The sequence below is a fragment of the Clostridium carboxidivorans P7 genome (assembly GCF_001038625.1).
GTDB classification, from domain to species: Bacteria; Bacillota; Clostridia; order Clostridiales; family Clostridiaceae; genus Clostridium_AM; species Clostridium_AM carboxidivorans.
Map to the genome: position 1 here is coordinate 3,130,854 of NZ_CP011803.1, position 24,020 is coordinate 3,154,873.

Annotated in this window: 19 protein-coding genes and 1 pseudogene; 3 read left to right on the forward strand and 17 right to left on the reverse strand. The window is 29.2% G+C overall.

The genetic code is table 11. From position 1 onward, the window contains the following. Positions 1-39 precede the first annotated feature (39 nt). The 7 genes from truA to Ccar_RS13705 all read right to left on the reverse strand — a co-directional run bounded on the left by truA (position 40) and on the right by Ccar_RS13705 (position 5,797). Positions 40-789, reverse strand: coding sequence for a tRNA pseudouridine(38-40) synthase TruA (truA, locus tag Ccar_RS13675; protein ID WP_007062508.1), 750 nt, complete (start codon positions 787-789; stop codon positions 40-42). Positions 790-1,223: 434 nt separating this feature from the next. Next, positions 1,224-2,081, reverse strand: a complete 858-nt coding sequence (locus tag Ccar_RS13680; protein ID WP_007062507.1) for a formate/nitrite transporter family protein — start codon at positions 2,079-2,081, stop codon at positions 1,224-1,226. Positions 2,082-2,477: 396 nt separating this feature from the next. Then, positions 2,478-3,263 (reverse strand): molybdate ABC transporter substrate-binding protein, encoded by a 786-nt coding sequence (gene modA, locus Ccar_RS13685; RefSeq protein ID WP_007062506.1) that lies wholly within the window; start codon positions 3,261-3,263, stop codon positions 2,478-2,480. Between the two features lie 289 nt (positions 3,264-3,552). Further along, on the reverse strand, positions 3,553-3,888 hold the full coding sequence (locus Ccar_RS13690) for a winged helix-turn-helix domain-containing protein (RefSeq protein WP_007062505.1): 336 nt from the start codon (positions 3,886-3,888) through the stop codon (positions 3,553-3,555). 13 nt (positions 3,889-3,901) lie between these two features. Continuing rightward, positions 3,902-4,162: a TlpA family protein disulfide reductase gene (locus tag Ccar_RS13695; RefSeq protein WP_007062504.1), complete on the reverse strand. Its 261-nt coding sequence runs from the start codon at positions 4,160-4,162 to the stop codon at positions 3,902-3,904. Between the two features lie 34 nt (positions 4,163-4,196). Next, entirely contained in the window at positions 4,197-4,385 is a 189-nt protein-coding gene (locus Ccar_RS13700) for a DUF6440 family protein (protein WP_007062503.1), read from the reverse strand. Positions 4,386-4,555: 170 nt separating this feature from the next. Next, complete coding sequence (locus Ccar_RS13705; protein WP_007062502.1) at positions 4,556-5,797, reverse strand: dicarboxylate/amino acid:cation symporter; 1,242 nt, start codon at positions 5,795-5,797, stop codon at positions 4,556-4,558. A gap of 163 nt (positions 5,798-5,960) precedes the next feature. Here Ccar_RS13705 and Ccar_RS13710 point away from each other — a divergent pair, with 163 nt between their 5' ends. Beyond that, positions 5,961-6,836, forward strand: coding sequence for an AraC family transcriptional regulator (locus tag Ccar_RS13710; RefSeq protein WP_007062501.1), 876 nt, complete (start codon positions 5,961-5,963; stop codon positions 6,834-6,836). Positions 6,837-7,033: 197 nt separating this feature from the next. Further along, positions 7,034-8,014 (forward strand): polysaccharide deacetylase family protein, encoded by a 981-nt coding sequence (locus Ccar_RS13715; protein ID WP_007062500.1) that lies wholly within the window; start codon positions 7,034-7,036, stop codon positions 8,012-8,014. Between the two features lie 116 nt (positions 8,015-8,130). On the opposite strand, the gene Ccar_RS13720 is transcribed toward Ccar_RS13715, so the two are convergent. The 6 genes from Ccar_RS13720 to Ccar_RS13745 all read right to left on the reverse strand — a co-directional run bounded on the left by Ccar_RS13720 (position 8,131) and on the right by Ccar_RS13745 (position 17,019). Further along, on the reverse strand, positions 8,131-8,949 hold the full coding sequence (locus Ccar_RS13720) for a Cof-type HAD-IIB family hydrolase (RefSeq protein ID WP_007062499.1): 819 nt from the start codon (positions 8,947-8,949) through the stop codon (positions 8,131-8,133). Between the two features lie 287 nt (positions 8,950-9,236). After that, positions 9,237-10,277, reverse strand: a complete 1,041-nt coding sequence (locus tag Ccar_RS13725; protein WP_007064908.1) for a protein-glutamate methylesterase/protein-glutamine glutaminase — start codon at positions 10,275-10,277, stop codon at positions 9,237-9,239. A 6-nt stretch (positions 10,278-10,283) separates the two neighbouring features. Continuing rightward, a complete protein-coding gene (locus Ccar_RS13730; protein WP_007062497.1) occupies positions 10,284-11,096 on the reverse strand; it encodes a CheR family methyltransferase in 813 nt (270 codons plus the stop codon). 81 nt (positions 11,097-11,177) lie between these two features. Further along, positions 11,178-14,363, reverse strand: a complete 3,186-nt coding sequence (locus Ccar_RS13735; RefSeq protein ID WP_007062496.1) for a methyl-accepting chemotaxis protein — start codon at positions 14,361-14,363, stop codon at positions 11,178-11,180. A gap of 86 nt (positions 14,364-14,449) precedes the next feature. Next, on the reverse strand, positions 14,450-14,944 hold the full coding sequence (locus Ccar_RS13740; RefSeq protein ID WP_007062495.1) for a chemotaxis protein CheW: 495 nt from the start codon (positions 14,942-14,944) through the stop codon (positions 14,450-14,452). 29 nt (positions 14,945-14,973) lie between these two features. Beyond that, on the reverse strand, positions 14,974-17,019 hold the full coding sequence (locus Ccar_RS13745) for a chemotaxis protein CheA (protein WP_007062494.1): 2,046 nt from the start codon (positions 17,017-17,019) through the stop codon (positions 14,974-14,976). Between the two features lie 599 nt (positions 17,020-17,618). Between Ccar_RS13745 and Ccar_RS13750 the strand changes: the two genes are divergently transcribed. Then, complete coding sequence (locus tag Ccar_RS13750) at positions 17,619-20,033, forward strand: glycogen/starch/alpha-glucan phosphorylase (protein ID WP_048030093.1); 2,415 nt, start codon at positions 17,619-17,621, stop codon at positions 20,031-20,033. A 707-nt stretch (positions 20,034-20,740) separates the two neighbouring features. Here the strand turns inward: Ccar_RS13750 and Ccar_RS13755 are convergent. The 4 genes and pseudogenes from Ccar_RS13755 to Ccar_RS27725 form a co-directional block, all read right to left on the reverse strand. Beyond that, a complete protein-coding gene (locus Ccar_RS13755; protein WP_007062491.1) occupies positions 20,741-21,067 on the reverse strand; it encodes a nucleotidyltransferase domain-containing protein in 327 nt (108 codons plus the stop codon). Then, complete coding sequence (locus Ccar_RS13760) at positions 21,027-21,434, reverse strand: hypothetical protein (RefSeq protein WP_007062490.1); 408 nt, start codon at positions 21,432-21,434, stop codon at positions 21,027-21,029. The genes Ccar_RS13755 and Ccar_RS13760 overlap by 41 nt, the downstream gene beginning before the upstream one ends. Further along, positions 21,421-22,767, reverse strand: a complete 1,347-nt coding sequence (locus tag Ccar_RS13765) for an SIR2 family protein (protein ID WP_007062489.1) — start codon at positions 22,765-22,767, stop codon at positions 21,421-21,423. The genes Ccar_RS13760 and Ccar_RS13765 overlap by 14 nt, the downstream gene beginning before the upstream one ends. 946 nt (positions 22,768-23,713) lie before the next feature. Next, a pseudogene (locus Ccar_RS27725) lies at positions 23,714-23,836 on the reverse strand (Rpn family recombination-promoting nuclease/putative transposase); the annotation flags it as partial. Positions 23,837-24,020: the final 184 nt, after the last annotated feature.

A 24,020-nucleotide genomic window follows, 5' to 3' on the forward strand; every position in this document is an offset into this window, starting at 1 on the left:
AATTATTAACCTTTACTTTTTTATTGTATAAGTCAAATTTTAATACTGAATATCTTTTAAACACAAACCTTTTGCTGCTGCCATAGGACCTGCTTCTGCTCTTTTCTTTTCATATAAAATTTTCTCCACATCTGATGGCTTAAGAATTCCCTTGCCTACATCTAAAAGAGTACCTACAATAATTCTCACCATATTTAATAAAAATGAATTTCCATTCACTTCTATTCCTATCATGCCATGCTCTTCTGTTATACTTATGTAATTAATAGTTCTAACAGTAGATTTAGTATTAGACTTTAAACTAGTAAAGCTTTGAAAATCATGAGTTCCTGTCAATACTTCCGCTGCATCTCTCATTTCACTTAAATTAAGATTTTCTTCAACATGATAAGCATACTTTCTATTAAACACATTTCTAAATTTATTATTATTTATTGTATACAAATAAGTTTTTGATTTTGCATTATACCTTGCATGAAACCTTTCGCTTGTATCCCTTAAGGATTTAACTACAATGTCTTCAGGTAAAAACTCATATAGATACTTCAACATATCTTCTACAGTCAATATGGAATCAGTATGAAAATTTGCTACATAATTTTCAGCATGAACTCCTGTATCAGTTCTTCCACAACCTACTACTTGAATGTCTTCTCCTGTCATTTTAGATAACACACTTTCTATTTTATCCTGTATAGTTGACACACTATTATTATCCTTATGATTTTGTTTTTGCCATCCTTTGTATCTACTTCCGTCATATTGTATTAACATTTTTAAATTTCTCATATGAACCCTCCTCTAATTTGTCTGATGACTACCCTGGAATAAATTATATGAAACTTCGTAAACATATAATAACACTGATTTTACATATATTCTATACCTTTACCATAATTTATTTTATTTTATAGAAAAAGCCCATGAATTAATATTTCATGAGCTGTTATCAAGTGATTCTTAGACTCAGGTGGAGTTTGCCTGTGAGGAATGCCTCTTACCTGAGCAAGCTCGTAAAATACCATTTAGGTATTTATTGCCGGAGCAAAGCTCGTAAAATGCCATTTAGGCATTTATTGCCGGAGCAAAGCTCGTAAAATGCCATTTAGGCATTTTACCCATCTGAGTCTTAGAAGAACTTATCCAGGCGCGTAGCAGTGCTTATCCCCCCACTTGAAGAAGGTGGGGGGATTAGCAATGGTAGCGATCGGATCAACTAAACTTTATTTACTTACACCGTTATTTGAAACTTCACTACTTTTTCTTGCTGGAATATATTTATATGCTAAATAATATGCAAGTCCAACTAATATTGCACCACCTACTATATTGCCAAGAGTAACTGGTATTAAATTCTGAACCATATGTGATCCATCTATCATTTTATCAGGTGCTATTCCAGAAGCTTTAATAAAAGCTGGATTAGATTTAGCAAATATACCAGCTGTTAAAAAATACATATTAGCTACGCAATGCTCAAATCCACAAGTAACAAATGCCATAATAGGAAACCATATTATAACTAGCTTACTAATAACATCCTTGGCTGCTGAAGCTCCCCAAACAGCTAAACATACTAAAAAATTACACATTATTGCACTGGCAAAGGCTGTCCCAAAAGAAAGATTACCTTTTGTAGATGCAGTCTTTATTACAACTCCACCAAGCTTACCTGCACTTAAACCAAATACCCCTGCTTCAAATACTAAAAATGCTATTAAAATAGAACCAATAAAATTCCCTATATACACCACTACCCAATTTTTTAACATCTCTTTTATGTTTATCTTTCCGTCTGCTAGTGGCACAACCATAAGGCAGTTTCCTGTAAATAATTCTGCTCCACAAATTACCACCAACATAAGTCCTACTGGAAATACTGCTCCTCCTGCAAACTTAGATACCCCAACGTTAGTTATACTGTGTGAAACTACTGCAGAAACAGCTCCCCCAACAGCTATAAATGCACCTGCCAAAATACCTAATACCAATTGTTGCCAAGTCGTTAATTTTGCTTTGCCGCAGCCACTACCTATAGAAGCATCACACAGTTCGCCGGGTTTTAACATCATACTATCCATACAAATTCTCCTTTCATTATAGAAATCTTATATAATTATATGTTAATTTATAATGCACTAATTACAGATTTGTTTGAAAGTAATGTTAAAAATTTAACTTAGCATGATAAAATTAAGCATATTTAAATTATTTGAAATGCCAATTTATAGGCACTTCAAATAATTTAAATACATTTTATATCCACATTGTTTTAATTTTTCCAATATCCTATATTGACTCAAGTATAACGTTTTCAAGAGCTTATGTCAATTTACATTTTACATTTGTTAACATACAACATTAGTTCAAATTATAAATCATATTGTGTATTTGAGCCCAGTTTATTTGTACTATATTTAACAATTTTTATGTAAAAATTTTCTTAAAATACTCTGTACAATACATTGCTATTGTACTTATTTTACGCTAACTTCAAATCCATATTTTTTAAAGATTTCTTTTGAACTATCTGTAGTTAAATAATCCAAAAATTTCTTTGCAGTTTCTTTTTCTTTAGATGCTGTAACTATTGCTTCTGGATAAACTATTGGTTTATGCGAACTTTCACTGATGGTTTCAGCTATTGTACTGTTCTTTAATACAGTAGCATCTGATTTATATACAATACCCGCAGCTGCTTCTCCATTTTCTACATATTGAACTACTTGTTTAACATCCTTTGCATATACAATTTTACTTTGTACTTTATCCATTATATTTAATTTTTCTAAACTTTCTTTTCCATATTGTCCTGCTGGTACTACAGTAGGTTCACCCATTGCAAGTTTAGAATTAATATTCACAAGATCTGAAGTTGATTTTATTTTATCTTTATAATCCTTTGCTACTATTAACACTAATTTATTATTCAATAAATTTTTTCTACTGCTTTTATCAATTAAATTTTCTTTTTCTAAATTATCCATTTGCTGTTTTCCTGCTGATATAAATACATCTGCTGGTGCACCTTGTTCTATTTGTTTTTGTAATGTTCCTGATGCTCCAAAATTAAAAGTAAGCTTCACATTGTTATCCTTTTCAAATTTAGGTTGAATTTCCGTTAATGATTCTTTCAAGCTGGCAGCAGCTGAAATAGTGATATTTTTAGGACTTTGTTTTGAAGTTTCTGAATTTTTTTGTGAACATCCAGAAAAAATTAAGGTAGCAGCCAAAATACTTAGAACTAGTAAATTTTTTTTCAATACAATCCCCTCCCAAAATTTTCAAATCAAGTGATTCTTAGACCCAGGTGAAGTTTACCTATGAGTAATACCTCTTACCTGAGCAAAAGCTCGTAAAATACCATTTAGGTATTTTACCATCTGAGTCTTAGAAGAACTTATCCAGGCGCGTATCAGTGCTTATTCACCACCTGAAGAAGGTGGTGTATTAGCAATGGTAGCGATCGGAAAAAAAATCGTTACACTATTTAAAGTATAACGACTTTTTACACTATTGTAAACAATATTTCACCATTTATTAACTTACATACTAATTATTTTTAAAATGTTTGGAAAAAATATCTTGCAAAGCTTCATTGCATTCATCCAAAAATTCATTATATGTTTTGATAAAATCCTCAGCTTCTGGAGTAAGAATAGATCCCCCTCCTTTATTTCCTCTTGATTTACTTACTAAAAGTTCAAAACCTAATCTTTTACCCGCATTTTTAATCAGATTATGAGCTTTATTATAGGACATACCCATGCTTTTGGCAGCTTCTGATAGAGAACCTAAATTTTTTACTCCTATTAAAAGATTATATACACCTTTTCCAAAAGTTCTCCCCTCATCCTGCAGCCAAATTTTATATTTAAGTTTTACCATTAAATTTTCACCTCTAACTACAAGCCTTTTCAAATACCTTCCGAACAATATCTTTAGAAGGAACCCCTTCATGTACCTTAACCCCATCAACATAATAAGTAGGTACATAATAATAATCATATTGTTTAGCAATATCAGGTTCACGTTCTTCATCCACTATTTTTATTTCAATGTCTTCGTATTTAGGGTTTTCTTTTTTTACCTCTTCCATAAAAGAAAATGCTTGCTTACAATATGGACACCACGAAGTTATAAACATTATTACAGTTTTCATTTGTTTTTATCACCTAACTTTCATAAGAAAAAACTTACTTATCACATTTAGTAATTACGGGTTTCCCGTTTTCATCTAATAGTACTGTTAAACCACCTGCATATCCTGCAAAAGAAAATAAATAATTCACACCAGTTTGCTTATCTCTAATAATTTTATTTCCTTCCAAATTTCCCTCAGAAAAAACTACTTCAAACCTTTTATTTTTATTATCTTCCAGCATATCATTTTACCTAAGTTATTTAATTATTAAATAATTAGGATTTTTCACTTCCTTTCTCATAACATATTTTTAAAGTCATAAACATTTAAGTGATTTTGTAAATTGTACTATTTATAGTTACCTTTTCTTAAATTTTATCACAAAAATACTAAGTTTACACCCTATAAAAGTTATTCAACCCGTTTTTTGCCTTCTACAATTCTTGTTACCATCATAGCACATACTGTATTTCCTGTAGAATTTAACATGGTTGCAGGTGCATCTATAATAGTACTTATAACAGCAATTATAGGTAACAATTCTGGTGGAAAACCATATACACTTAAAATGAGCATTTCACCAATCATTCCGCCGCTAGGAATAGCAGCCATTACAGCACCTACTAAAAATGCTACCAATATTATGCCCACTATAGTTGAAATACTTGTCATGTCTTTTCCAAACAAGCCAAATAGAAAAACTATTTTCATAATACCACCAAATACTGATCCATCCTTGTGTATAGTAGCTCCTAATGGAATTACAGTTTCAGCTATATCCACTGGTACACCCATTTTTTTTGTAGTTTCTAAATTAACAGGAATACATGCAGCACTTGAACATGTAGCTAAAGCTGTCACTGTTGGTGTCAAAGCATTTTTCCAAAAGGTTCTTATTCCATCTTTTCCATTAGCTAAAAAGGCATAAAGAGTAAAAAATCCAAAATAGTAAACCACTGAAAGAATTATATAAAGAATAAATACTCTTAAATATCCTTGTAATATTTGTGGTCCTAATTCACCTATTACAGCAGCAAAATAACATCCTAACCCTATAGGTGCATAATACATTATAATTTTTACCATTTTCATAACTACTTTTGAAGCTGAGTCCAAGAATTTAGCAACAGGTTGTGCTTTTTCTCCAAGCATTGTTGTAGAAATACCAAAAAGTATTGAAAAGACAATAATTTGCAGCATATTATTTTTAGAAAATAGTCCCACAAAATCTGGTACCGTAAAAGTATTTACAATCTGCTGCAAAATTCCTAAATGCTTAATTTTTTCTGTAGGATTAGTATTTTCTGTTATAATCTTTTTTATAACGGAATAATCTATTCCTTTGGTAGGATTCATTATTAAAGCACCTATAAAAGCAATTACTGCTGCTATAAGAGCTGTACTTAAAAATACTATAACTATTGCTCCCATAATCTTACCAAGTCTTTTCATACCATTCATATTGGATATGGCTGAAGAAACACTCAAAAATACTAGTGGTACTATTATCATAAACATTAAATTTAGAAATAAATCTCCAAAAGGTTTGAGCACCGATGCTTTTTCTCCAAAAATAATACCTACAATACCTCCTAGAATTATAGAGCCTAATAATATCATAGAATCCTTATAGTTTTTAAAAAATGACTTCATTATCTATCCCCCCTATTATTATATTAATTGAAAACCATAAATTAATTTTTACCTTCTTATTTATTATATGATAAACTTTTACTATATTTATTGCTAAAAATGCTTGAAACATTGCAAAAAATGCTGTACCATATTGAGTGAAACTTATTATAGGAGTATTAATATGCTAGACAATGAATCTTTAAAAATTTTAAAAATAAAAAGAGGCTATTTAAAAAAAGATTTTCAAATTTTTCATTTAAAAGATAAAAAAGATACACAATTTCAATTTCATTATCACAATTTTAATAAGTTGGTAATTTTCATATCAGGAAATGTAACTTATCTAATAGAAGGCAAAGCTTATAAATTAAAACCCTTTGACATACTACTTATAAACAATAATGATATACACAAAGCTGTAATAGATCCTGATAATGTTTATGAACGTATAATCATTTGGGTAAATTCAGACTTTTTAATAAAACATAATAATGGCTGCAATTTGCTAACTTGTTTCGAACTTGCTTCAAAACAAAACTTTAACTTATTAAGATTAAGTGATGACTGGATATCAAATATAAAAGATTTACTTTTTAAACTTGAAAGTGCTTCCAAGGATAAAGATTTCGCATGTGAAATACTAAAATCTTCTCTATTTTTAGAGTTCATGGTTTATATTAATAGATTATTTCTTGGAAACAAAAATATTAAAGAATTATCAGATATTGAATATGATAAAAACATTACTTCAATTTTAAATTATATAAATGAAAATTTATCTGAGGACTTATCTATAGACACACTTTCCTCTAAATTTTACATGAGCAAATATCATCTCATGCATAAATTTAAAATACAAACTGGATATACAATCCACAGCTATATACTTCACAAAAGACTTATTATGTCTAACTCACTTATAAAAGCTGGAAAAAACATAACTGATGCTTGTATAGAATGTGGTTTTAATGATTATTCCAATTTCGTCAGGGCCTTTAAAAAAACCTTTGGACTCTCTCCTAAAAATTATTGTAAAATGCTGTCTGAAATTAAATAAAAAGAATATTTTACAAAATCTTAATATAAAAACTTTATTTTTTGCATTAAATGTTGTAGTTTTAGCTTGTATAATTTTGTATAATAGGAGTAGTGGCATGAAATTAAACTCAAAATTCCTCAAATTTGCCACAAAGGGAATTAAACTAAATCAAATTTATGTTGATTTAATTAAGAACAGATAGGAGATATAGGACAATGACTACAAACAATAATCGTATTAAATTTATACGAAACAGCGCTATAATTTTATTACTACTAATTGGTATTTTTACCTTATCATATAAGAGTTATAATTATTTTTATGGCTCTAAAGTAAAAGCTACCAAGGCAATATCAACTAACAAAACCCCTGAAGCTAAAGATGATAAAAATCAATCTGCAAAAAAAGATGATAAGGATTCTAATGCTAAGGATCAGGATAAAAATAAAGATAAGAATAATGATACTAGTAAGGATGATAAAAAACATAATGTATCTAATGATGGAAAAAAATATACTTATGATGCTCAAAAAGTAAAAGACATATTAGATGGTAAAGGAGAAAAGGATGGAAAAAAAATAGCATTCCTTACTTTTGATGATGGACCATCTACTACTGTAACTCCTAGAGTATTAGAAACTCTTAAAAACTATGATGTTAAAGCAACATTTTGTTTAATGGGCCAAAATGTAGAAGAAAGTGAAAGAAGTAAAGAATTAGTAAGTGAGATATTTAAAAGTGGACATGCTATTGGAAATCATACTTATACTCATAATATGAAAAAACTATATCCTGGAAATAGACTTGATGTAAATCATTATATGGATGAAGTTGAACAAGATAATAACGCCATAAGAAATATTCTTGGAAAAGATTTTAATACAAGAGTAATAAGAATGCCTGGTGGATACATGTCAAGACAATATTACCATGATCCTAATTTGGAAGAATTTAATGCAAGATTAAAAGAAAAAGACATGTACAGTATAGATTGGAATGCTTATGACTTTGATGCTGAAGGCAGAAGAAAAAATGCAGATCAACTTCTAGAACATGTAAAAGAAAGTGTAGGATCACAAGAAAAAGTAGTCATATTAATGCATGATACCTATGGCAAGGAAGAAACAGCTAAGGCATTACCACAAATTATAGAATATCTTAAAGGACAGGGATATGAATTTAGGACAATCTCCTAAATAACTTCAATAATATGTATTTAACATAGGTTTTATTATTGGACAAATTGTTTCTAATTTATTAGACCTTAATCAAGAGGCTGTTTAAATTACTAAAAACAGTCTCTTTTGTTTTTTTACAATACAAATTTATTAATTGCATAAGCTATTCCTGATTCATTATTAGATTTAGTTACATGCTTTGCCTGCAATTTAAGATCTTGTACAGCATTTTCCATAGCTATTGGCATTCCAACACATTTTAGCATTTCCATATCATTATAATTGTCTCCAAATGCAATTACATTTTTTAAGTCCATGTCCATATTTTCTGCTAAGAATTTCAATGCATTTCCCTTTGATACATTTGGTGCCATTATGTCTAAAAGTCCTTTTGCCGAACTTACAGCAGTAATTTGCTTATTTTTTGAAAAGTGTTTTTCCAGTTCTATAACTCTTTCATGTTCACTACAAACAAGTAAAATTTTAATAACATTTATGTTCTTAATACTTCTAACTGCATTTTCTAAATATTCTACAGGTACCTTCATTTTCTGAAAAGGATCTTTGCTAAGTTTTTCATATTTAATTCCAAGAGGATTTCCCTTATTGCTATACACTTTATCAAAGCTATATATAAGGAAATCTATATTATTCTCACAACAATAACTTAAAATTTCTTCTGCTGCTGATTTTTCAATTAACTTTGAATAAAGTATCTTTCCTGTTTTCATGTCCCTAATTAACCCTCCATTACTGGATATAACAGGACCTGTAAGTTCCAACTGTTTTACAAAACAGTTAATCATAAGATCTGTTCTACCTGAAGCAATTATAACTTCCATACCTTCTGATTTAATCTTTTTAAGTGCTTCTTCATTTTCCTCTGATATAATACTTTGGGAATTCAATAATGTTCCATCCATATCACATACACACCATTTGTATTTAGTCATTTACATATTCTCCTTTGTCTATAAATATCATATACTACATAACATTATACAAAAAAGTGCTTAATGCTGCAATTTCCCCAAGTATAAACATCTTCATACATAATCCTCACTTTAATCGCTTATTAATGTAAGAGAGATTATATATTCTGTAATTATTATAAAACATAATTGTTACAGTACTGTTACAACATTAGCTAAATTTTAAAAATTTTTCACAATAAAATAGAACCTAACCATTTAAAAAACAAGTTAGATTCTACTTTATTGTATTAAAATAACCTTATTCTTTAAGTTCTACTTCCATTTAAATATGGTCCTAGTGTACCTGCTATATTTTCAACAGAAACCTGCTTTTGTACAGCTCCTATATCATAAGCTACCTTTGGCATTCCATATACTACACAGGATTCTTCATTTTGTCCTATAGTAATAGCTCCCCTTTTTTTCATGGAAAGTAATCCTTTTGCTCCATCATATCCCATGCCTGTAAGTATAATGCCTATAGCATTTTTTCCTGCTTCCTTTGCCACTGATTCAAAAAGTACATCTACAGCTGGACAATGGCCATTAACCTTTTCACCTTTAAAACATTTTACATAGTAATAAGCTCCTCTTTTTTGCAAAGACATATGATATTCTCCAGGTGCTATTAATGCAAGTCCATTGTAAAGTCTATCACCATTTTTAGCTTCTCTTACTTCCATAGGACATGAATTGTTAAGTCTTTCAGCATACATCTTTGTAAAAACTGGAGGCATATGCTGAACTACAAGTATAGGTGGTATATTTTTAGGAAGCATTTTTAAAATACTAGCTACAGCTTCTGTACCTCCTGTAGATGAACCTATAGCAATAATTTTATTTGAAACATTACTGCTTATAACATTGTTTGAAAATCTTTCATCACTTTTTTTCTTCCAATGTGCTACTTTTGCTACAGAAGCTATTTTTATTTTTGTAACCAATTCTTTAATAAACCCTTCAAGTCCATTAACACTTCTTCCATCTGGTTTGGTAACAAAATCTACAGCTCCTGCATTTAAAGCATCAAATACATTGCTGCTTACTGCGCTAACCACTACAACTGGCAGCGGATATTGAGGCATTAACCTTTTTAAAAATTCTATGCCATTCATTTTAGGCATTTCTACATCTAAGGTAATAACATCTGGTTCATATTCAATTATCTTGTCCCTTGCATCAAAGGGGTCTGAAGCTGTACCAACAACCTCTATTCCTATGTCTTTGCCAATACCTTTAGCAACAGTTTCCCTAAATATAAGTGAGTCATCTACTACCAGTACTCTTACCTTTTTACTCTTATACATACTAATCTATCCTTTCCGATAAACTCCAGGCATTATATATCTATAATCAGTTTCGTCCCTACTAATAGATTCTGAATGTCCTATAAAAATATATCCTCCTGGCTCTGTCATCTTATAGAATTTATTTACCAATTCCATTTTTGTCTTAGCATCAAAATAAATCATTACATTCCTGCAAAATATAACATGAAATTTTTTCTTAAAGGGAAATACTTCATCCATGAGATTAAAAATTCTAAAAATAACTTCTTTCCTCAATTTATCTGAAACTTGGTAATTATCATTATCAATTTTATTAAAATAATTTAACTTCCAACTAGCTGGAATATTTTCTATGGATTCCTTTGAATAAATACCTCTCTCTCCTGTATGAATAACATTTACAGAAATATCTGTAGCTAAAACTTTTTTGTCCCAAGCTGCTTTATTTCCTTGGAAATAATCTTGTAGTATCATAGCTAAGGTATAAGGTTCTTCTCCAGAGGAACATCCAGCACTCCATATTCTTAAATCTCTATCTTTTACTTTGCTCTCCAAATAAGGCAAAACTTCATTTTTGAAATATTGAAAATGAGCAGCCTCCCTCATGAAGAAAGTGTGATTTGTTGTTAACTTATTAATGAGAAGAGTTAATTCATTTTTTGACATATCATTAAATAAAAAATTCAAATAATCCCTAAAATTTTTAAAACCTTTTTCTATTAATATATTGTTTAATCTTCCCTCTATTAAAATTTTCTTTTTAGTAAGATTTATACCATAATTACTTTTCAAATAGTCTGTTAACTCTTTAAATTCATCCTGTTTTATATGAATCATGCTTCCACCTCTAAGATATAAAAAGGCTATTGTATTAATTTCAAAAACATGCAATAGCCTTTTATAATATTTTTACATCAATTAATACTTACCAAATTCACTATCACTAAGAGCTATTCTAGGTTTGCTGGAGGTTACTGCTGCTTCTGCATATGAATAGTCTACATCATCCATGTAATTTTCTTTATTTCTATATTGATTCTTTTCATATGCTGAATTCTTCATGGAAGTACTATTGAGTCTAAACTTGCTTACCATTTCCTTTAATATTTGAGATTGACTTGAAAGTTCTTCACTAGCTGCTGCACTTTCTTCTGCTGTAGCAGAATTTGTTTGTACAACCTGTGATACTTGCTCAACTCCTTTATTTATTTGTGCAATAGCTGCTGCTTGTTCATTAGAAGCTGATGCTATTTCACCTACAAAATTAGCTGATTTTGCTACTCCTCCAACAATTTCATTAAGAGCCTTAGCTGTAGCATTAGCTATTTCTGTACCAGCTTCTACCTTTCTAATAGAACCCTCTATAAGTCCTGTTGTTTCTTTAGCTGCATTAGCACTTCTTGCTGCCAAATTTCTAACCTCTTCTGCTACTACTGCAAAGCCTTTACCATGCTGTCCCGCCCTTGCTGCTTCTACTGCTGCATTTAAAGCAAGTATATTGGTTTGAAAAGCTATTTCATCTATTACTTTGATAATCTTGGAAATATTTGAAGATGATTCGTTAATTTCCTCCATAGATTTGAGCATTTCACCCATATGTTCATTACCCTGCTCTGCATTTTCCTTCGCCTTAAGCGCCAGTTCATTTGCTTGATTTGCATTAACTGCATTTTCTTTTGTTTGTGCTGCTACCTCATTAATGGACACTGTTAATTGTTCAACAGAACTTGCCTGCTCCGTAGCTCCTTGAGATAACGCCTGACTTCCATCAGATACCTGTCTTGATCCTGAAGCAACCTCCGATGCTGAATTGTTAATCTCATTTAATACATCATTAAAGAAACTAATTGTAAAGTTCAAGGAATCCTTCATTCTAGCATATTCACCTTTGTAATCTTCATTCATCTTAAATGTCAAATCACCTTCTGCCATTTTCTGCATTATATTTGAAGCTTCTTCTATTGGTCTAACTACTGCATCCATAGTCTTATTAATTCCTTGAATAACTTCCCTATAACCACCTTTAAATTTATCTGCATTTCCTCTTATACTTAAATTTCCATTTACAGCTGCATCAACAAGCAAACTGGATTCATTAATTAATTCCTGTATTGTTTCCATCATTCTTACTATTGCAGGAAGCAATCTATCATTTTCAGATCTTCTTCCTAGTTTACGAAATTCTTCTAATCTTGATGTATTTCCATTGGAGATATCTATAAATATAGCCTGAATACTTGAAAGTCTTTGATGCACACCTTCTATAGCATCTGAAAATTCTTTAAGCATGCCTTTGTAGTTGCCACTCATTTGTACGCTTAAGTCATTTAAAGACATCCTATTCAAAACTTTATTAGCCTCCTTTAAAGGAGCGTTCAGTTCATCTATCAGTTTGTTTATTTGATCAACTATTGTTTTGTTATTTCCTTTGAATTTTGTTGAATCTCCTCGAACATCTAGCTTTCCTTCAATAGCATTATTAGTTAACATTTGAACTTCAAGGAATAAATTTTTATTTGTTTCCATCATCTCTATTAATGCTGGGAGCAGCTGATCATTTTCACATCTTCTTCCCACACGTTTTATTTCTTCTAATTGACTAATATCTCCCTTTGCAGTATCATTAAAAGCTCTTTGTATTACCAATAACCTCTTGTGCAAATCGTTGATAGAATTAGCATAGGTATTAAAATCGCCTTTATAATTTTTAGTCATATTAACTGTGTAATCATTAAGAGAAAACTTTTGTAAAACTACCATTGAATCATTAATAGGCTCTGCAATTGCCTCAAGAGTTTTATTGAAACCTTCTACTAATTCTTTATATCCACCCTGGAATTTTCCAGCATTTGCTCTTGAACTTAAGCTTCCATTTATAGCATTATTAGAAAGAGTAACTGTTTCATCTATTAATTCCTGTATTGACTCCATAACAGCTATTGCTGCTGGCATTAACTTATCATTTTCAGATCTTCTACCTATTCGTTTAAACTCATCTAATCTACTTATATCACCCTTTGAAATTTTAATAAAAATATCTTCAGCATTGAGCAAATTTCTTTGTACAATATTAATTGAATCGGCAAACTTTATAAACTCTCCCTTTTGATTTGTATCCATTTTTACAGTGAAATCATTTACTGACATTTTACCTAAAATTGCATTTGCTTCATTCAATGGTTCTATCACTGAATCAAGAGTACTGTTAAAGCCTTCTACTATTTTACGATAGTCTCCATTATGTTTACTAGCATCTACTCTTGTATTAAGCTTTCCCTCTACTGCTGCTGCTGCAAGCATATTGGAATCTGTTATTAAATTCTCTAAAGATTGTACAATTTTTTTAAATGCTTGTCCAAGAATTCCAACTTCATCTTTACTACCAATATTTAAATCCACATTAAGATTTCCAGAAGAAATACTATTTGCTGCATCTAATATTTTATTTAAAGGCTTGCTAATTATCTTTGAAACAAATAAACCTATTAATACAGACATAATTACTGCCAATAATACAATTCCAAACATTAACATCTCTGCTCTGCTTCCATTATCTACATTCATCTTATTTCGATCATCAGCTTGCTTATTATTAAGATCAAAAGCTCTTGTTATGGAAGTATCCAGTTCATTTGTTATAGTACTGCCATCACCATTCATTAATGCTAAGGCACCATCCAATTGATTGGATTGTATCAAATTAATCATCTTATCCTTTACTGCTGCATATTTATCTACATCAGCTTTTAATACTTTATAATTTTGATCTTCTTCACTGGAAGATATATATTTACTATATTCATTTAAATTATTATTTAAATCCTTATATAAATCATTTATCGTATTAACATATTGAGATTTATCTTGTGATTTACTTAATGCCATATCTCTTAAATTATTACGTACTTTTAAGAAATCCGCTTCTACTCTATATACAGGAGTTAATGGTGTTATATTTTCTTTATATATTAACTTACTTAAACTATTAATTTTATTAATATATATAAATCCTACTGATCCAATAAGTAAACCGCCAATTACTGCTATAGCCGTAATTGAGGCAATAATTTTTTTAGAAATTTTCATATTGTAAAACCATTTCATAGCATTCATTCCTTTCCAAATTAAGTTACTTATTTTGTTCAATTAGGTAGAATTACAGCAAATTCTACCTAATCTTAATAGTTATTTTATAACACTTCTTTAATAGCATCTATTTCATCATCATTTAAAACTTTTTCACAATCCAACAAAAGTTTAACTTCATTACCTACTTTACCTATTCCTTTTACATAACGATTATGAAATCCTGTTTTTAAATCTGGTGGTGGAACAATATTTTCTTCTCCTATTGTAAGTACTTCTGAAACATTATCCACTATTAATCCTATGGAAATTTCTTCAACATCAATTACTATTATACATGTCCTGTCATTATACTCTTTTGCTTCTTTTTTAAACCTTAACCTTACATCCATTACAGGTATAATCTTACCCCTAAGATTTATTATACCTTTTACATAGTCGGGAAGTTCTGGCACTTCTGTTATTTCCTGTATTCCAATTATTTCTTTAACATACTTAATTTCTATACCATAGCTTTCCTTTCCAACTGAAAATGTTAAAAACCTTCCTTTTTGAGTATCTTCTGATAATTCTGTTATTCCATTCATGATTTCTGACATTTAATACACCTTCCTTCAATTTAAATTTGTTACAGCCTTTCCAAAACACCATTTACATCTATTATCAAGCTTATACTGCCATCTCCTAATATAGTACATCCTACAATTCCCTTGACCTTTTTGATATATTTAGGTAACGCTTTAACTACTACCTGCTGTTCTCCTAATAACCTATCTGCAAAAATACATGCTGACTTTAAATCACCATCTACCATTACCATAATCCCATCTTCTATTGAAGTGATTTCTGTCTGTATATTAAAGGCCCTATGAATTCTTAATACAGGATAACACTGTCCTCTTATCATAATAATTTCATTTCCATCACAATCCTCTGTAACATCTTTTGCAGAAGGTTTAAAGGATTCTCTTATAGAAGTTGTTGGTATGGTATACTTTGTTTTTCCTACTGCAATTTCCATACCATCTATTATTGCAAGAGTTAAAGGAATTTTTATTACTATAGTAGTTCCCTCACCTTCAGTACTGTCTATTACTATGCTTCCACCAATGCTGTCAATATTTTTCTTCACTACATCCATACCTACACCACGTCCAGAAAACTCTGTAACTTTTTCTTTCGTAGAAAATCCAGGTAACAATATGAATGAAAAGACTTCCTTATCAGTAAGTTCATTTGAATTTTTTGTTAAAAGTCCATTTTCCTTAGCTTTACTCAAAATTTTTTCTCTATTCATGCCTTTTCCATCATCTTTAATTACAATCCATACATCTCCACCTTCACTTCTAGCCTCTAAAGTTATCTTTCCTTTTTCGGGTTTGCCACTTTGCATTCTCGTTTCTCTGTCCTCTAACCCATGATCTACTGAATTTCTTATAAGATGCATAAGAGGATCTGAAAGATGATCTATAATATTTTTATCTACCTCAGTTTCTTCACCAATAATTTCCAATTCAACTTCTTTATTTAATTTTTTACTCATATCTCTAACTATTCTATTCATTTTGTGAAAAGTCATAGACACAGGAACCATTCGTATAGACATTACAATATCCTGAAGTTCATTTGTAAGCTTCCTTAATTGTCTTGCAGCTTTATTAAAGCTATCTAATTGTAACGCTTCTATTGCAGGATTTCTTGTAACCATAGCTTCTGAAATAACTATTTCACCTACCAAATCCATGAGCATATCTAATTTTGAAATATTTACACTTATAATACTTTGCTGCTTGGATGCTTTAGATTTATTTTCACTGTTCTTATTATTGACAGGTTCCATCTCATAAGTTTTTTGTTTTTCTTCTGCATTGTAGACATTTATATCTTCCTCTTGAGATGAAGGAGCTGTAATTTTCTCTGGATATTCCTCAATTTCATTTATCTCCATACTCCTTACAAAGGCAGTTTGATTTAACAATGCTTCAACTTCTAATCGTGATTTCTCAGTAGCAAAATACATTAAAAATCCGTCTTTTTTTATAATCTCTGCACTATCATTATTCTCCATAATATCTTCAGGAAAATAATAAATTTCTGTAGTAATATCCTTAATGTTATGCCAAACAGTATATGCTCTTATATTTTCCATTTCGCAATCTTCTTCAAATAGGATACATACAGAATACTTTGTTACTTTATCACTTGAAGGTTCACCTTTAAAAGAACCTACATAATATTGTGTTTTATCTTCTTCATTTTCTTCCAAATTTATTTCCTTAGCTCCATTTTCATTACCCTTCATAGTACTTAAATGCATCTTTATATTCTCTACAAGTGCATCAGAATTTCCATCAGCTTCATTAAAGTTTTCCAGCTTCTCTATCTCAGCCTTTATAAAATCAATGCCTGAAAGAACTAATTCAGATAACTTTTCAAAGTCAATTGATGTAACTTTATTTTCTCTTATAAAGAAAAATAAATCCTCTAAAGAGTGAGCAAGAACAGAAATGTTATTAAACATCATCATTGCTGAAGATCCTTTTATTGTATGCATTATTCTGAAAATTTCGTTTATGTCTTCCTCCTGAAGCTTTTTATCTTTTTCACACTGAATTATTATTTCTTCTAATTGCTCTATAAGCTGATTTGTTTCAAAAAGGAACATATCCAACATTGGTTCTCTATCCACCTTAAATCACTCCTCACAATATTTTGGGTCACCGAAAAAACTTTATATACAATTGTAAATTTGTATCAAATGCTACCTAAAATAATATATTTCCCTTTAATTATTTTTAAAATGTAATGTTCTTATTTAAAAAAAACAATAAACAATTTACTTTCAGTTAATTATTATAATTTTCAGGCATTTTAAAGAATTATTGTAAACCGGATCAATAATTTTAATGTTCTTTTCCTGCTAATTTGATATTTTTCTATATTTTACAATAATTTTCAACACATTTTTAATACATATTCTTTTGTTTTGCATATATATTCTACATAGAACCCATAAATTCCTTTTTTTTGATATTCATTAATTTCACTTCCTTTTTAATCAAACTAAATTCAAATTTAAAACTTTTTTATCACCAATAATATTATCGTATATTTTAAATAAACCTAATCTTTTACTAAGCTATAAAAGTAACTATTCTTCTTAATTCAAATTGTACATTTTTACTTATATGTTATAATATAGTAATAATGTAACTTAATACTATATATTTCTTTATCTAAAAGAATGTATTTTATGAAAGGATGATATGCAATATGTACATTGACAAAAAAAATATTAAAAGAGATTTTATAAATGAATTAACTACTATGTACTCTGAAGATGTTAAGGAAGCATCTAACCTTCATAAATACTTTGCCCTTGCAAAGCTGGTAAAAAAGTATTCATCCCAAAATTGGATGAGAACTAATAGAAAATATAAAAATACTAAAAAAAAACAAGTATACTATTTTTCTATGGAATTTCTAATAGGCAGACTTTTAGGAAATAACCTATTAAATTTAGGAATAAGGGATACTTGTAAAGAAGCTTTAAGTGAATTGGGTATTAGTTTAAATGAACTTGAAGAAGTTGAAAATGATGCTGGTCTCGGCAATGGTGGATTAGGGAGACTCGCTGCCTGCTTCCTTGATTCAATGGCTTCTCTAAATATTCCTGGTCATGGCTGCGGTATAAGATATTATTATGGACTTTTTCAACAAAAAATAATAAATGGATATCAAGTTGAAGTTCCTGATCATTGGCTAAGGGACGGAAACATGTGGGAAACAAGAAAAGAAGATAAAGCTGTTAAAATTAGATTTGGTGGTAATGTACATTCTGTAATGGAAAATGACTCTCTAAAATTTATACATGAAAATTATGAAGAAATTCAAGCTGTACCTTATGATACTCCTGTAATAGGCTATAACACAGATACCGTCAACACTCTAAGATTATGGAATGCTGAAACTTTAGATGATGATTTTGATTTTGCATCCTTTAATAAAGGACAATATTCAAAAGCTCTAGAATATAAAAATTCTATTGAATCCATATCTCAAGTATTATATCCTGATGATTCAAATGAGAAAGGTAAATTATTAAGGCTTAAACAACAGTATTTCTTAGTAAGTGCAGGTCTTCAAAGCATAGTTAGATATTATAAAAAAATGAATATTCCTGTTAATGAATTAGATAAATATATTGCTGTTCAAATAAATGATACTCATCCGTCTATGGCTGTTGCAGAACTCATGAGAATACTAATTGATGAGGAAAATATGCCATGGGATGAATCCTTTAAAATTACTACAAATATTATGGCTTACACAAATCACACTATACTTTCAGAAGCTCTTGAAAAGTGGCCTATAAATATGTTCAAAAAACTTTTACCAAGAATCTACATGATAATAGAGGAAATAAACAGACGTTTTTGTGAAGAAATAAAAAATAAATACCCAAATGACACTAAAAAACTTAATGACATGTCTATAATATTTAATAGTGAAATAAGGATGGCACATTTAGCTATAGTAGGAAGTCACTCCGTTAATGGTGTTGCCAAGCTCCATACAGAACTTTTAAAAAATAAAGAGCTAAAAAACTTCAATGAATTCTATAGCGGAAAATTCAATAACAAAACTAATGGTATAACTCATAGAAGATGGCTTGTTAAAGCAAATCCACGTCTTACAAAAACTTTATGTGAAACTATAGGAAATCAATGGATTAAAAATCCTTTAGAATTAGAAAAATTCACAAACTATGCTAAAGATTTAAACATTCAAAATAAAATTAGAGAAGTAAAAGAAAAAAATAAAATAGATTTCTGCAACTATGCAAAACAGACATATGGCATAGATATAAATCCTTATTCTATATTTGACGTTCAGGTAAAAAGGCTGCATGCATATAAAAGGCAGCTACTAAATGCCTTTAATATATTAAATCTTTATTATAAACTTAAGGAAAATCCATCCTTAGATATTATCCCAAGAACATTTTTCTTTGGCGGAAAAGCTGCACCTGGTTATTATCTTGCAAAGCAAATCATAAAATTTATTAATACAGTAGCAGTTAAAGTTAATAATGATAAGGATGCTATACATGGAAAGTTAAATGTTATATTTTTACCAAACTATTCTGTATCCTTAGCTGAAAAAATAATTCCTTGTGCTGATGTAAGTGAACAAATATCAACAGCTACTAAAGAAGCTTCCGGTACTGGAAATATGAAATTCATGATGAATGGAGCAATAACTATTGCCACTTTAGATGGAGCTAATATTGAAATTAAAGAAGCTGTAGGAGATGAAAATATCATCATATTTGGTATGAATAAAGAAGAAGTTCTTTCTTTGGAGAAAAATAAAATTTACAAAGCAAATAACTATTACCATTCAGATTCTAGGCTTATGAAAATTATAAATTCTCTTGTAGATAATTCTTTAAATGTATCTTCATCTGAATTTAAAGATATATATTCAGCACTTTTAGAAAAAAATGATGAGTACTTTGTTCTAAAGGATTTTGATTCTTATACAAAGGCTCAAGATAAAATAGATAAGCTTTATAGAAATAAAAATAAATGGCAGGAAATGTGCATAATGAACATTGGAAAATCAGGTATTTTCTCTTCTGACAATACCATAAAAAAATATGCAAAAGAAATATGGAACGTTTAAATTTCACATAATATGAGCATAGTGCGACATAAGGATGCAGTGGAAGTTTGAATTTTAACTTTTACTACGTGATATATGATAAGGGTGTCATCACGGCTAAATGTTTTAATTATTCTAAATCTCGAAGTTTTTGAAAACCTAAGAACTTTGTCAAACTCGGTTCCCTCAGACAAGACTAAAGTTCTAAGGCTTTCAAAAACTCCCAGCTAAGAATAATACTAAAACAATTTAGCTAATGTGATGACACCCTTATCATATATCACTACATAAAAGTTAAAATTCAAACTAGTAACTTTATGTGTACACACTTAATTTCTATTTTATAGTTAAACTTTTAAAAAAATTCAGCATTTAGTAATCAAATAACTTACTATTTATTGAGTTGTTTGCATCGTTCATATGTTACATTTAATTACTGTTATGACACTTTCTAAACCATAATAAGTTAAAACTTAAAGATATTGAACTACCCATTATTAGCCTAATTGGAAGTTGACTAATAGACTATTCAATTCTATTTAAGTATCTCAACTTATTCTTATAATACAATTCATCTTTCATAATTCTAAATCATAGTAAAATTAAAAAACCGTATTTCTTCAATACGGTCATATGTGTTCCTATGTTTCATTGGTGGAGGTGAGGGGTGACCTTTGAAATCCACTAATTCAACGTATATATCTCTAAATAATATTCCTTTTAAATTACTACTTTTCACTTAACCCATCCTTAAAAAATTTACCTTGTAAAAAGAATTTTAACTCTCTAGCTTTAACTTCTTTAATAAAATTCATCGCATCATTTTCTGAATAGCTTAAGACTGTTAAATCTATAGGTAAATTAAAAGCTTCATATAGAACTTCACTTATTCTTTTACACGCATCATATATATTAGCTTTAGGATATACTTTTGAATCATAAATTACTAGAATATCTAAATCATTGGGTTGTAATGATCTTAATACTGAACCAAATACATAAATTTCAGTACTACTAGGCACCTCTGAAAGTATTTTTTTTATTGTTTCTTTCATCTTTTTTTATATACTTTAAAGGAATATTATCACAATTTATAGCACCGAAAAATTCGCTAAAATCATATATTCCAATATTATTATTTCCAGCATATTCATCAGCCTCATAAGTACTTTCATTCCAATTCCCTCCGATAATTATATATTCTGTTTCAGGGAACTCCTCCAAAGCTCTGATTAGACTCGCTATTCCAAAGCGATATTCATTTAAAAGCAATGTGTTTAAAATAGAATTATCATCTCTTTCTATTCTAAAAAAGATGTCTCTCTCTCTACTAACCCTTATAACTCTTTTATGACTATTTAATGCATCTTCAAAAAAACATATAGTACTAAATGGAACATTCCAACTATTAAACTCTGGCATATTTATTAATCACCTCACTAAAATTTTTAGGAAATTGTTTTACATCTTCCATAACTTGATTACACCCCTTTTTAAATCCATTAGCATGTTCTATAAATTCATAACATACTTCATATTCATCAATAGTAAATAGTTCTTTATTATCTTCAATAATATTCACTATCTTCTCATTATTCGGTATTATTTTCTCATGCTTTCTCTCTTTCCAAATTTCACAAGCATTGCTTAGTGGATTTTTTAATGCAATTTCTGACATAGGTCCATAATCTATGAAAATTCTATGATTTTCAATTAATAATCGTTTTATTTCCGTACATACTTTTACTTTATATATAAAATTAATATCATCTACTTTAGCTTTATTCTTACACTCTTCATTATCTGCATCCTTCTTTGGTGCTTTTGTTCCAATTCGTGGTACTTCATATTCTTTATTTTGTTTACTTGAATTGCAGTATTGTTCTTTTTGGTGTTTAATTATTTTAGCAATCTCTTCTAGTATAATTCTTAGGCACTCATGCTTTCCATCTGGATAAATAATGACTTGAGTAAAATATTCGTTTTCTAACTGTATTCTCTTTTTTCTCTTACTTTCATTTTTACAGCTCATAATAGCATAATTAGTCATTCCTGATTTAGAAACTTCACATAATAATCTTATTGGTCTATCTTTTTCAAGACTACAGCCTAAAAACAATATGCTTTTACTAATATAAATTTGTTTTAATGTCTCAATTAATTGTGAATTATTATATGCAGACTCATATTGAGCTTTAGTTAAAATAATAGAATCAATTGGTTCACTAATATCACCATGAATCTTATATAATAGTAATTCATTATCTCTAAGAGCTCCATTTAAAGCTTCAAAATGCCCTGGATGTGAAATTGCTAGGACTTTATTATGCAGAATATAAGATTTTTCAATAACTTTATCATAATTAGTTGTTATTAATAAACCTTTTTCAAAAATAACTGGCAATAAATACATAGATTTATCTATGAAATCACTAACATCTTTATCTAGATGATCTTGTCCAAATGTTTTTTTTAAATTATCTGCAAATGAAAGCTTTCCCATTTCATCATACAAAAAATCTGCTTTATCCTCGTAATCTAATTTATCAAACATTTCCTTTTGTGAATAATCCCCAAATTCCTTAAAAGTAGCATTTAGAAATCCTTCCCATGATGGATATATACCATCGAATAACATAGACATTCCAGCACCTACGTATGGAACTACTTGATACAACTTAATCTTTTCTATTAAAGCATCAAAATTTTTTTGATTATATGGAGCATTAAATGCCATAATTTCTTGAAAATCCATAATTCTATCCTTTCTATTTCAATTTTCTCTAATTACTACCAATTCTATTTAATTATATCATAATATCAGTATTTTTTTACATTAATAGCTACACAAATGGATTATATTTCTTGTAACCCCAATTCATAATACAAATAAACCCACGAAAACCAAAGTTATGATTTTCGTGGGTTTTATGATGGAGGCGAACCTCGTTGAACTCCTACGTGTTCTTTATATTGTAAACCATCTCAACTTCGCGTTATAGACATAATTACTATAATGAAAATACATTACATACGTTATAATACTTCTAATCGAATTATACCATATTAACCCACATTATTACCTATATTTACAAAACAAAATTAATTTTACTTTGATTCAAAATTATATCTATATATATTAAAACTTATTAATTACACTTAATGCATTCTAGAAATATCAGCACCAACAGAGGTTGTTGCCTTGTAAGGTGTTTATAAGCATGTTCACCTCTGTGGCTAGCATGAATTAAAGCAACTATTTGAATAAAATCTTTTGCGTGTATAAAGACAGAAAATGAATACCCTGAACAGCTGTGTATTTAATTAAACAATTAATTTGGCGCTATACAAGATACTAACCTTAAAGAATTTACCCCAAGCTCCGATTGTAACTTGTTTGTGCGTTAAATTAATACTTGTTTTCCGATTGCTTCCTGCAAACCTACCAAATTCCAATAATCTACTTTTGCTATCTTCAAGTTTTTATATAAACTAAAAAAGAGATTATAAGCAAAAATAATACTGATGAGAATTACCCCATCAGTAAATTTTATCATGCAAAATTTTTTAATTATTAATTTTAGGTGTATTATTTTTGACTACATCTCTTACATATTCAACATCAAATTCATTTATTTCTGCAATATATTCTATAGAAAGTCCTTTACTGTATTGTTTCAATATAAGTTGTTTTATTGCTTCTTCTCTTCTCTTCCTTCTTCAATTTTTTCCCTATCTCTTTCCAATAAAGTCATGAATTCCACCTCCACTGAAATATCATTTTTAACTTTCTGTACTCTTTTATGTATACTTTTAACAAGATTTCTAAAATCTTTTTCGAGGTATTTCTATAAAATAGGGAACAACTGCTTTTTAAACTAAATATATTAGCAAAACATTAGACCCCAACTTAATTTTTAAGTGTCATAAGTTATGATTATAAATATAAATTTGGCTTACTAAAATTATCTATAACAATGCAATTAGATGTGTGCGCTTGAAGTTACT

Excerpts from the sequence above, each read along its gene's own strand:
- Ccar_RS13715 (WP_007062500.1), top strand. The coding sequence starts at position 7,034 with ATGACTACAAACAATAATCGTATTAAATTTATACGAAACAGCGCTATA.
- Ccar_RS13765 (WP_007062489.1), bottom strand. The coding sequence starts at position 22,767 with ATGGATTTTCAAGAAATTATGGCATTTAATGCTCCATATAATCAAAAA.
- truA (WP_007062508.1), bottom strand. The coding sequence starts at position 789 with ATGAGAAATTTAAAAATGTTAATACAATATGACGGAAGTAGATACAAA.
- Ccar_RS13710 (WP_007062501.1), top strand. The coding sequence starts at position 5,961 with ATGCTAGACAATGAATCTTTAAAAATTTTAAAAATAAAAAGAGGCTAT.
- Ccar_RS13760 (WP_007062490.1), bottom strand. The coding sequence starts at position 21,434 with ATGCCAGAGTTTAATAGTTGGAATGTTCCATTTAGTACTATATGTTTT.
- Ccar_RS13720 (WP_007062499.1), bottom strand. The coding sequence starts at position 8,949 with ATGACTAAATACAAATGGTGTGTATGTGATATGGATGGAACATTATTG.
- Ccar_RS13700 (WP_007062503.1), bottom strand. The coding sequence starts at position 4,385 with ATGCTGGAAGATAATAAAAATAAAAGGTTTGAAGTAGTTTTTTCTGAG.
- Ccar_RS13755 (WP_007062491.1), bottom strand. The coding sequence starts at position 21,067 with ATGAAAGAAACAATAAAAAAAATACTTTCAGAGGTGCCTAGTAGTACT.
- Ccar_RS13690 (WP_007062505.1), bottom strand. The coding sequence starts at position 3,888 with ATGGTAAAACTTAAATATAAAATTTGGCTGCAGGATGAGGGGAGAACT.
- Ccar_RS13680 (WP_007062507.1), bottom strand. The coding sequence starts at position 2,081 with ATGGATAGTATGATGTTAAAACCCGGCGAACTGTGTGATGCTTCTATA.
- Ccar_RS13745 (WP_007062494.1), bottom strand. The coding sequence starts at position 17,019 with ATGTTGGATATGTTCCTTTTTGAAACAAATCAGCTTATAGAGCAATTA.
- Ccar_RS13740 (WP_007062495.1), bottom strand. The coding sequence starts at position 14,944 with ATGTCAGAAATCATGAATGGAATAACAGAATTATCAGAAGATACTCAA.
- Ccar_RS13705 (WP_007062502.1), bottom strand. The coding sequence starts at position 5,797 with ATGAAGTCATTTTTTAAAAACTATAAGGATTCTATGATATTATTAGGC.
- Ccar_RS13735 (WP_007062496.1), bottom strand. The coding sequence starts at position 14,363 with ATGAAATGGTTTTACAATATGAAAATTTCTAAAAAAATTATTGCCTCA.
- Ccar_RS13695 (WP_007062504.1), bottom strand. The coding sequence starts at position 4,162 with ATGAAAACTGTAATAATGTTTATAACTTCGTGGTGTCCATATTGTAAG.
- Ccar_RS13725 (WP_007064908.1), bottom strand. The coding sequence starts at position 10,277 with ATGTATAAGAGTAAAAAGGTAAGAGTACTGGTAGTAGATGACTCACTT.
- Ccar_RS13750 (WP_048030093.1), top strand. The coding sequence starts at position 17,619 with ATGTACATTGACAAAAAAAATATTAAAAGAGATTTTATAAATGAATTA.
- Ccar_RS13730 (WP_007062497.1), bottom strand. The coding sequence starts at position 11,096 with ATGATTCATATAAAACAGGATGAATTTAAAGAGTTAACAGACTATTTG.